This is a genomic window from Mycoplasma sp. AC157, from assembly GCF_054343415.1.
This window is the reverse complement of sequence record NZ_JBTGVE010000044.1, coordinates 1-539: the sequence shown is the minus strand read 5'-3', so window position 1 is coordinate 539 and position 539 is coordinate 1. Positions and strand designations below refer to the sequence as shown.

Here is a 539-nt window from a genome sequence, read left to right as displayed (position 1 = left end):
CTGTTTTAAAAGTATAATTAAATTATGAATAAGAAAAATATTCATATTTTCCTTGATTGAATTCTGAAAATCTATGAAATTTTTAAAACTAATTATAATTTTAATAATAGTTCTTAAAATATAAAATAGTTTAAAGAAATTCATTCAAGGAAAATTAAAAAAATAAAAATCTCCAATTGCAGTTGGAGGTTTTTTCATTCTATTCTTAATTGAATTCTTAAAATCTATGTACTTAAATTATAACATTTTTTTTAAAATATTTCATAATTTTTTATAAAGTAAAAATTCAAATATTTTTTCCCGTCTTTCCCAGTTTGACTTAATATTTATGCTAAAAATATTAATATGTTGTTAGATAATGGTTTTAAAGGAGAAATAAACACGAACACAAAAACCTAACATTATTTTATAACGTCTCAGCAAATTGTTGAGATGTTTTTCGGAAGTGTAAGATATTTTGTGTAAATTTCTCTTGATTACTTTTTAATTTCCCAGTTAAAAACAAAAAGTAACCAATTATCCCTTATTTTAGGGATTTT

Annotated in this window: 1 protein-coding gene; it reads right to left on the bottom strand. The window is 20.4% G+C overall.

Features of this window, described 5'->3' with window-relative positions:
• The coding region (locus ACXX84_RS04130; protein ID WP_458560691.1) for a hypothetical protein at positions 1–198 on the bottom strand (198 nt) is incomplete at its 3' end.
• Positions 199–539 lie beyond the last annotated feature (341 nt).